Source organism: Pusillimonas sp. (genome assembly GCF_035515275.1).
Taxonomy (GTDB): domain Bacteria; phylum Pseudomonadota; class Gammaproteobacteria; order Burkholderiales; family Burkholderiaceae_B; genus Pusillimonas.
In genome coordinates this window covers 19,693-28,919 of record NZ_DATJBQ010000059.1, presented here as the reverse complement: position 1 = coordinate 28,919, position 9,227 = coordinate 19,693, and the positions used below count along the sequence as shown (strand labels likewise).

Annotated in this window: 6 protein-coding genes; 3 read left to right on the top strand and 3 right to left on the bottom strand. The window is 60.2% G+C overall.

The window, feature by feature from the left end; genetic code table 11:
* From VL003_RS04110 to aceE, 3 genes are all read right to left on the bottom strand, one after another.
* The coding region (locus VL003_RS04110; protein WP_325439850.1) for an FAD-dependent oxidoreductase at nucleotides 1-1,259 on the bottom strand (1,259 nt) is incomplete at its 3' end.
* An 8-nt stretch (nucleotides 1,260-1,267) separates the two neighbouring features.
* Nucleotides 1,268-3,001 carry a dihydrolipoyllysine-residue acetyltransferase gene (aceF, locus tag VL003_RS04105; RefSeq protein ID WP_325439848.1) on the bottom strand — a complete coding sequence of 578 codons (1,734 nt, stop codon included), beginning with the start codon at nucleotides 2,999-3,001 and terminating at the stop codon, nucleotides 1,268-1,270.
* A 15-nt stretch (nucleotides 3,002-3,016) separates the two neighbouring features.
* Nucleotides 3,017-5,728 (bottom strand): pyruvate dehydrogenase (acetyl-transferring), homodimeric type, encoded by a 2,712-nt coding sequence (gene aceE, locus VL003_RS04100; RefSeq protein ID WP_325439846.1) that lies wholly within the window; start codon nucleotides 5,726-5,728, stop codon nucleotides 3,017-3,019.
* A 245-nt stretch (nucleotides 5,729-5,973) separates the two neighbouring features.
* Between aceE and VL003_RS04095 the strand changes: the two genes are divergently transcribed.
* Genes VL003_RS04095 through folD form a run of 3 tightly spaced genes read left to right on the top strand, consistent with a single transcriptional unit; the run spans nucleotide 5,974 to nucleotide 9,223 of the window.
* Complete coding sequence (locus VL003_RS04095) at nucleotides 5,974-7,731, top strand: PAS domain-containing sensor histidine kinase (RefSeq protein ID WP_325439844.1); 1,758 nt, start codon at nucleotides 5,974-5,976, stop codon at nucleotides 7,729-7,731.
* Nucleotides 7,728-8,354: a response regulator transcription factor gene (locus tag VL003_RS04090; RefSeq protein ID WP_325439842.1), complete on the top strand. Its 627-nt coding sequence runs from the start codon at nucleotides 7,728-7,730 to the stop codon at nucleotides 8,352-8,354. The genes VL003_RS04095 and VL003_RS04090 overlap by 4 nt, the downstream gene beginning before the upstream one ends.
* Nucleotides 8,351-9,223, top strand: a complete 873-nt coding sequence (gene folD / locus VL003_RS04085) for a bifunctional methylenetetrahydrofolate dehydrogenase/methenyltetrahydrofolate cyclohydrolase FolD (protein ID WP_325439840.1) — start codon at nucleotides 8,351-8,353, stop codon at nucleotides 9,221-9,223. Before VL003_RS04090 ends, folD begins: the two co-directional genes overlap by 4 nt.
* Nucleotides 9,224-9,227: the final 4 nt, after the last annotated feature.

The window sequence follows — 9,227 nt, the reverse complement described above, 5'->3', positions numbered from 1 at the left end:
GATCTAACCGCCACGCCCGCCTTCTCGGCGTCGATATTCTTGCCGTTGGGCACCCGCCCCACCGCCTGCAGCACCAGGTCGTATCGCTGCGGCTCGGCCGGCGCGTTGGCGCCTTCGAACCTGACCCAGATGCCGTCGTCTTTGGCCTCGGCCGATACGGTCCTGGTGTCGAGCATGACACGATCAAAGCGCTTGTCGTTCATTTTTTGCCAGACCTTGACCAGGTCGCGGTCGGCACCCTGCATCAGGCCGCTTTGCATTTCAACCACATCAAGCCTTGCGCCCAGGGCGGAATACACCGTACCCATTTCAAGCCCGATGATCCCGCCGCCGATGATCAGCATTTTTTGGGGAATGGACTTGAGTTGCAGCGCGCCGGTGGAATCGACAATACGGTCGTCTTGTGGCAGGAAAGGCAGTTTTACCGACTGGCTGCCGGCCGCAATAATCGCCGAGCCGAATTTGACGGTGCGCGCGGCGCCCTCTGCGCCCTGCACGACCAGGTGATTCGGGTCGGCGAACCGGCCCACGCCCGTCAGCACGGTTACCTTGCGCATTTTGGCCATGGCGGCCAGACCGCCGGTAAGCTTGCCGATGACGCCGTCTTTGTAGGCACGCAGCGCGTCCAGGTCGATGGACGGCGCGCCAAACGAAATACCGTGTTTGGCCAGGCTTTGCGCGGCTTCGGCCACGCCCACGGTGTGCAACAAGGCTTTTGAAGGAATGCAGCCCACGTTCAGACAAACGCCACCCAGCGTGCTGTAGCGTTCAACCAGAGCCACTTTAAGGCCCAGGTCGGCGGCGCGGAACGCGGCCGAATAACCACCGGGGCCTGCGCCCAGCACAACCAGATCGAATTGTTCGTCGGCCGTGCCCGAATAGCTGGCGGCTTGCGGCACAGGTGCCGGGGCCGACTTGGTGGCCGGTGCCGGGCCGCTTTGCGGCTTGCGCGCGCTGGACGAGCCGTTGGCCGTGCCGGGTTTGTCATCGGCCTCGCTGGCCGCTTCTGCAGAGGCATTGCCGCTGGCTTCGATGGTAACCAGCGCATCGCCCTGGGCGACTTTGTCGCCCACCTTGACCAGCACCGCCTTGACCACCCCGCCCTGCGCGGCGGGGATCTCCATGGAGGCCTTGTCGGACTCGACCGTGACCAGGCTTTGTTCAGGTTGTACGGTGTCGCCTACTGCGACCAGCACCTCAATCACATCAACCTTGTCAAAGTCACCGATGTCGGGAACAGTCAGTTCTGTTGTGCTCATGCGCGCCCCTATAGTGCAATGCGACGGAAATCGGCCAGCAAGCCGGCCAGATAAGCGTTGAAGCGGGCTGCGGCCGCGCCATCAATAACGCGGTGATCATACGACAACGACAACGGCAGCATCAGGCGCGGTTGAAATGCGTTGCCGTCCCACACAGGCATGTGGCTGGAGCGCGACACACCCAGAATGGCCACTTCGGGCGCGTTGATAATGGGGGTGAACGACGTGCCGCCAATACCGCCCAACGACGAAATAGAGAAGCACCCGCCCTGCATCTGCGACGGCGAAAGCTTGCCGTCGCGGGCCTTGGCGGCCAGCTCGGAGGTTTCGGCGGCCAGCTCGAACACGCCTTTTTTGTCGGCATCACGAATAACGGGCACCATCAGCCCGTTGGGCGTGTCGGCGGCAAAGCCCACATGGTAGTACTGCTTGTAGACAAGGCTATCGCCGTCAAGCGAAGCATTGAATTCGGGAAACTTCTTCAACGCCGCCACCACCGCCTTGATCAGGAAGGCGAGCATCGTAACCTTGATGCCGCTTTTCTGGTTTTCTTGATTAAGCGTCACGCGCAAGGCTTCCAGCTCGGTAATGTCGGCCTGATCGTTATTGGTGACGTGGGGAATCATCACCCAGTTGCGATGCAGGTTGGCGCCGGAAATTTTCTTGATGCGCGACAGCGGCTTGGCTTCGACCGGCCCGAACTTGCTGAAATCGACCTGAGGCCAATCCAGTACCGAAAGCCCGCCGCCCACGCCTTGCGCGCCTTTAGGCGTACCCGAAGCCAGCGCCTGCTTGACGAAACCGCGCACGTCGTCAAAGGTGATGCGGCCTTTGTCGGCCGAGCCCGTTACCTGGGCCAGATCAACACCCAGTTCGCGCGCAAACTTGCGCACAGAGGGCGAGGCGTATGGCAGTTTATTGGCAGGGGTGTTCTCGGCCAGCGCTTCGGTGGGCGAGCTGCGCTCGACCGGGTCGGACGCCATGCCGCCTTTGCTGGACACGGCCGGGGCGGAAACACCAGAGGCTCGATCTGGCGCGCTGCTTTCCTGGGCGGTATCAGAGTCGTCGGCAGGCTTGGGCGCTGCCGCCGGGGCTTGTTCTGCCGCGTGGTCGCCGCTGGGCTCAAGAACCAGAATTTCAGCCCCCTGCCCCACCTTGTCGCCGACCTTGACGGCAATACGTTTGATCACGCCGGCGTGCGAAGAAGGGATCTCCATTGAGGCCTTGTCGGACTCGACCGTAATAAGGCTTTGCTCGGCGGCAACCGTGTCGCCTTCGGCGACCAGCAGCTCAATCACCTCGACGTCCTTGAAGTCGCCGATGTCGGGAACCACTACTGAGACAGGCTTTGCCCCACCCGATGCAGCAGCGCTTGGCGCCGCAGGTTTTTCGGCGGCTGCGGCAGCCTTGCCTTCAGGCGCCGCTGCCTTGCCTTCTGGTTTGGCCACCGCCGGCTCGTTGGCCGCTTTGCTTGGGGCGGGCGCCTCGGCTTTGCCCGAGGCGGCTGCTTCGATTTCGATAATGACCGAACCTTCGCGCACCTTGTCGCCCACCTTCACCTTCACCGCCTTTACCGTACCGGCCGCGGACGAGGGAATTTCCATCGAGGCCTTGTCGGACTCGACGGTGATAAGGCTTTGCTCGAGCTTGACTGTGTCGCCCTCGGCAACCAATATCTCGATGACATCGACCTCGGAGAAGTCGCCGATGTCGGGGATCTTGATTTCTGTGAGTTGGCTCATTGCATCTGTCTCCGATCAGGCGTACTGAGGGTTGGCTTTATTGGGGTCGATGCCGTATTTACTGATCGCTTCTGCAACCTTGGAAACCGGCACGTCTCCGTCGTCGGCCAAGGCGCGCAGCGCGGCCAGCACGACGAAATGGCGATCAACCTCGAAATGCTCACGCAGCCTGTAGCGGAAGTCGGAGCGCCCGAAGCCGTCGGTGCCCAGTACCGAGAAGCGGCGGCCCGCCGGAATAAAGGGCCGGACCTGATCACCAAACAATTTGACGTAGTCCGTGGAAACCACAATGGGGCCCGTCGTTTTTTCAAGCTGCTGGGTCACGTAAGGTACGGGGGGGTTGGCTTCCTCGGGGTTAAGCAGACGATGACGCTCGCAATCGAGCCCATTGCGGCGCAGCTCGGTAAAGCTGGTGACGCTCCACACGTCCGAGGACACACCCCAATCTTTCTCGAGCAGGTCTTGAGCCGCCAATACTTCGCGCAAAATGGTGCCAGAGCCCATTAACTGCACGTTAAGCTTGTTCTTGGGCTTGCCGGCTGAACGCAGCTTGTACATGCCGCGAATAATGCCTTCTTCGTCGCCCTTGCTTAAGCCGGGATGAGCATAGTTTTCGTTCATTACAGTGATGTAATAGAAAACGTTCTCTTGATTTTCGATCATGCGCTGCAGGCCGTTTTGAATAATCACGGCCAGTTCGTGCCCATACGTGGGGTCGTACGACACGCAGTTGGGAATAAGCGCCGACATGATGTGGCTGTGCCCGTCTTCGTGCTGCAGGCCCTCGCCGTTAAGCGTGGTGCGCCCGGCTGTACCACCCAGCAAGAAACCACGGGCCTGCATGTCGCCGGCCGCCCAGGCCAGGTCGCCGATACGCTGGAATCCGAACATCGAGTAATAGATGTAGAACGGAATCATGATGCGGTTGTTGGTGGAGTACGACGTGGCCGCCGCAATCCAGGAACTGAACGCACCTGCCTCGTTGATGCCTTCTTGCAACAGCTGACCGTCGTGTGTTTCTTTGTAGTACATGACCTGGTCTTTATCGACCGGGATGTACTTCTGGCCTTCGGGCGCGTAAATGCCGATCTGGCGGAAAAGGCCTTCCATGCCGAAGGTACGCGACTCGTCAGCCAGGATGGGGACCACACGCGGGCCAAGCTGCTTGTCGCGCAGAACCTGGTTCAAAATACGCACAAACGCCTGCGTGGTGGAGATTTCACGCCCTTCGGGGGTGGGCTCGAGTACGGCCTTGAACGCATCCAGCTCGGGCGCCTTGAATTTTTCGTCGGACATCGCCCGGCGCGCGGGCAAGTAGCCGCCCAGCGCCTGACGCCGCTCGTGCAGGTATTTCATTTCGAGCGAGTCTTCGGCGGGCTTGAAATACGGCAGTTCTTCGAGCTTGTCGTCTGGAATAGGTATGTTGAACCGGTCGCGGAACTCGCGCACCGCTTCCATGTCGAGCTTTTTTTGCTGGTGGGTGGGGTTTTTGGCCTGGCCGATGTGGCCCATGCCATAGCCTTTGATGGTCTTGGCCAGAATGACGGTGGGCTGACCCTTATGATTCACGGCCTCGTGAAAGGCGGCATACACCTTGTGCGGGTCGTGACCGCCCCGGTTCAGGCGCCATACGGCCTCGTCGCTCATGCGGCTGACCATTTCAAGCAGCTTGGGATGCTTGCCGAAGAAATGCTTGCGCACAAAAGCGCCGTCGTTGGCCTTGTATGCCTGGTACTCGCCGTCGACGGCTTCTTCCATGATGCGGCGCAAGATGCCCTCTTTGTCGCGCGCCAGAAGTGGGTCCCAGTAGCCGCCCCAAATCAGTTTAATGACGTTCCAGCCGCTGCCGCGGAAATCGCCCTCGAGCTCCTGGATGATTTTGCCGTTGCCGCGCACCGGGCCGTCGAGCCGCTGCAGGTTGCAGTTGACGACAAAAATAAGGTTGTCGAGCTTCTCGCGCGAGGCCAGGCTGATGGCGCCCAGGGATTCGGGCTCGTCCATTTCGCCGTCGCCGCAAAATACCCAGACTTTACGGTTGCTGGTGTCGGCAATGCCGCGGGCATGCAGGTACTTAAGAAAGCGCGCCTGGTAAATGGCCATAATGGGGCCAAGCCCCATCGACACCGTTGGAAACTGCCAGAACTCGGGCATGAGCTTGGGGTGCGGGTACGACGACAAGCCCTTGCCGCCCACTTCTTGACGGAAATGATCGAGCTGTTCTTCGGTAAGGCGGCCTTCGAGGTAGGCGCGACCATACATGCCGGGCGAAGTATGGCCCTGAAAGTACACCAGATCGCCGCCGTGGTCTTCGGTTTCGGCGTGCCAGAAATGGTTCTGTCCGCAGCCGATCATGGTTGCCAGCGAGGCGAACGACGCAATATGGCCGCCCAGGTCGCCGCCGTCGGCCGGATGATGGCTGTTGGCCTTGACCACCATGGCCATGGCGTTCCAGCGTATGTACGAGCGAATACGCTCTTCGAGCGCAATGTTGCCGGGGTGCGGCGCCTCGAGGCCGGGGGGAATGGTATTGACGTATGCCGTGTTGGCCGAGAATGGAATGCGCGCCCCTGAACGGCGCGCCAGGTCGACCAGTCGTTCAAGCAGAAAATGCGCGCGCTCGGGGCCTTCGTGTTCGAGTACGGCTTCGAGCGCGTCGAGCCACTCCTGGACTTCGGGATCGTCGTTGCCGACCGTGCTCAATGCACCTGCTTGATCAAGAGAGGACATGAATGTCTCCAATTAAGATTGTATGAATCACAGACCAACGGCATAAGCCCGTTGTAGCACGTGTGCTGTCGCGCCGCAGGCTCGCGGCGACCGCCCGACACAACGCCGGAAATATTTCCATTCTAGGAAAGACCCCCTGTAAGGGCAAGTAAAATTTCACTTTATGGCATTAGTTTTTATAATATGAAAAATTGACATTAAACTGAACGCCCTTGCAGGACAATATTGTTTAAAATAGTCGCACAATGGCCGGCCCTTCACGTAAATCCCTCATACCCACCACGTTCTACGATCAAGCCAAAGGCACGCGTCGCGGTCTGTACTGGCTGACGCCGGTGCTTGTGTTGGTGCTGTATCTGTGCGTCATGGGTGTCTTCATCTGGCTGCAGCGCCTGCAAAGCGACAGCGTCATGTTTGTCACCATCGACCAGGAAACGCGTCAGCAGCGCCTGATCATGGTCGTGGTGGCGCTTTCGGCGCTGATCATCCTTAGCCTGCTGGCCTTATGGCGCTACACGCGATTTCGCGGTCGGGCCGAAGCAGCACTTATTGCCGAAACCGGTTTCAGGCGCGCCATGGAAAACTCCATGTCCACCGGCATGCGCGTATTCGACATGCAAGGCCGCATCGCGTATGTAAACCCGGCCTTTTGCCGCATGATCGGGTGGAACGAAGCCGACCTCATCGGGCGTACCACGCCGTTTCCATACTGGCTGCCCGGGCGCCACGCACAACATCAAGAAACCCTCGACCTGCTGCTGTCGGGCCGCACCCCCAGCAGCGGGCTCGAGGTCGAGGCCCAGCGGCGCGACGGGTCTCGCTTTACTGCGCGCATGTATGTATCGCCCCTGCGCGACCCGAACGGCGAACAGATCGGCTGGATGACATCCATGACCGACATTACCGAGCCCAAGCGCATTCGCGAGGCCCTTACCGCTGCACACGAACGCTTCATGACGGTGCTCGAAGGCCTGGACGACGCCATTTCGGTGGTGGCCGACACGCCCGACGGGCTTGAGCTGCTGTTCGCCAACCGAACCTATCGGCGGTTTTTCGGAGCGCATTCCAATGGACACGCCGAGCTGCTAGGGGGCAGGCTTGGTCGCTTCACCGATGAAACCGTCGAGGTGTACTCCACCTCGGCGCAGCGTTGGTTCGAGGTGCACCATCGCATGCTGGCCTGGACCGACGGGCGTCGTGTGCGCCTTCAGGTGGCGCGCGACATTACCGAGCGCCGTACCCACGAAGAAGCCTCGCGCGTGCAGCAAGAAAAAATTCAGTTGACCAGCCGCCTCACCACCATGGGTGAAATGGCTTCGTCGCTGGCACATGAGCTTAACCAGCCGCTGACCGCCATCAGCAACTACAGCATGGGCGCGGTGGCCATGCTCAAGGCCGGCAACCCCAGGCCCGACCAATTGCTTGCCGCCCTCGAAAAAGCCGCATCACAAGCCGAGCGGGCCGGCAAGATCATCAGCCGTATCCGCGAGTTCGTGAAACGCAGCGAGCCGCGCCGCCAAAAAGTACCGATTTCGCGTATTTTGGACAACGCCATTGCATTTGCCGATATCGACGCACGCAAACGCCAGGTCGAGATTGCCAGCGAGCTGCCCGAAGGCGACCCCATTGTGCTGGCCGACCCCATTCTGATCGAACAGGTATTATTGAATCTGCTCAAGAACGGTGTCGAAGCCATGGAGCAAAGCGAATACCGCACGCTTCACGTCAAGGTCACCGAACAGGGCCCACTGATCGAAATCGCCGTCATCGACCGGGGCCACGGGCTGCGCGACCCCGAACGGTTATTCGAGCCCTTTTACAGCACCAAGTCCGAAGGCCTGGGCATGGGGCTGAACATCTGCCGTACCATTATTGAGTCGCATCACGGGCGCCTGTGGGCCACCGCCAACCCCGATGGTGGTACGATTTTTCGTTTCACCCTGCCTTTCGCTGCGCCGGAAGCCCCCGACCAACCAGAGAATTCTCAGGAGTTGCACGCATGACCACACCCGAAGAACCGAACACTGTTTTTATCGTTGATGACGATGAAGCGGTGCGCGACTCGTTGCGCTGGCTACTCGAAGCCAATGGTTATCGAGTTAGAAGCTTTAGCGGCGCAGAAAACTTCCTCGAGGCTTATGACCCCGATGAAATTGGTGTGCTTATCGTCGACGTTCGCATGCCGGGCATGAGCGGCCTCGAACTTCAAGAAGAGCTCATCGCTCGCGAAGCGCCGCTGCCCATCGTCTTTATTACCGGTCACGGCGACGTGCCCATGGCGGTGTCCACCATCAAGAAAGGCGCGATCGACTTCCTTGAAAAACCCTTCAACGAAACCGATCTGCGCACCATTGTCGCCCGCATGCTCGAACAGGCCAACGAACGGGCCTCGCAAGCACAAGCCAAAAAGAACCAGCAGGCGGTGCTTAGCCGCCTTACCTCGCGCGAACAGCAGGTTCTTGAACGCATCGTGGCCGGGCGTCTGAACAAGCAGATTGCAGGCGACCTGAACATCAGCATCAAGACCGTTGAAGCGCATCGGGCCAACATCATGGAAAAGCTCGAAGTCACCACCGTGGCCGACCTCATGAAAATCGCCCTGACCCAAACTGAAGGTCAAACATGAGCGCACGCATTATTGATGGCAAGGCGCTGTCCGACACCATCAAGGCCCAGGTCGCCGCGCGCGCCGGCGCCTTGCGCGAGCGCGGCATCGTGCCGGGCCTGGCCGTCGTGCTGGTGGGTAGCGACCCCGCTTCGCAGGTATACGTGCGAAACAAGGCCGCGGCTTGCGAAAAGGCCGGCCTGCATTCAGAAGTAATACGGCTTGGCGCCGACACCACGCAACAGCAGTTGCTGGACCAGGTGCACAGCCTTAACAACGACCCGGCCATACACGGCATATTGGTGCAGCTACCGTTGCCCAAGCATCTGGATTCATTCCAGGTCATCGAGGCCATTGCGGCCCATAAAGACGTCGACGGCTTTCATGCCCTCAATGCCGGCTTGCTCTCCATGGGCCGTCCGCTGTTCCAGCCTTGCACGCCCTATGGCGTCATGAAAATCCTTGAATCCGAAGGCGTCGACCTGTGGGGTGCCGAAGCCGTGGTCGTGGGCGCCAGCAATATCGTGGGCAAACCCATGGCCATGCTGATGCTGGCCAAGGGCGCCACGGTTACCCTGTGCAATTCAAAAACCCGCGACCTGGGTGCTCAAACACGCCGCGCCGACGTGCTGGTGGTGGCCACCGGCAAGCCCGACATGATCACCGGCGACATGATCAAGCCCGGTGCCGTGGTGATTGATGTCGGCATCAACCGCAAGGACGACGGAAAGCTGACCGGCGACGTCGAGTTTGCCTCGGCCAGCAAAGTGGCGGGTGCCATCACACCCGTACCGGGTGGTGTCGGCCCCATGACCATTGCCATGCTGCTGGTCAACACGATCGAAGCAGCCGAACGCGCCGCCCAGACCCAGGCCGCCACGGCCTCTTGAAAGA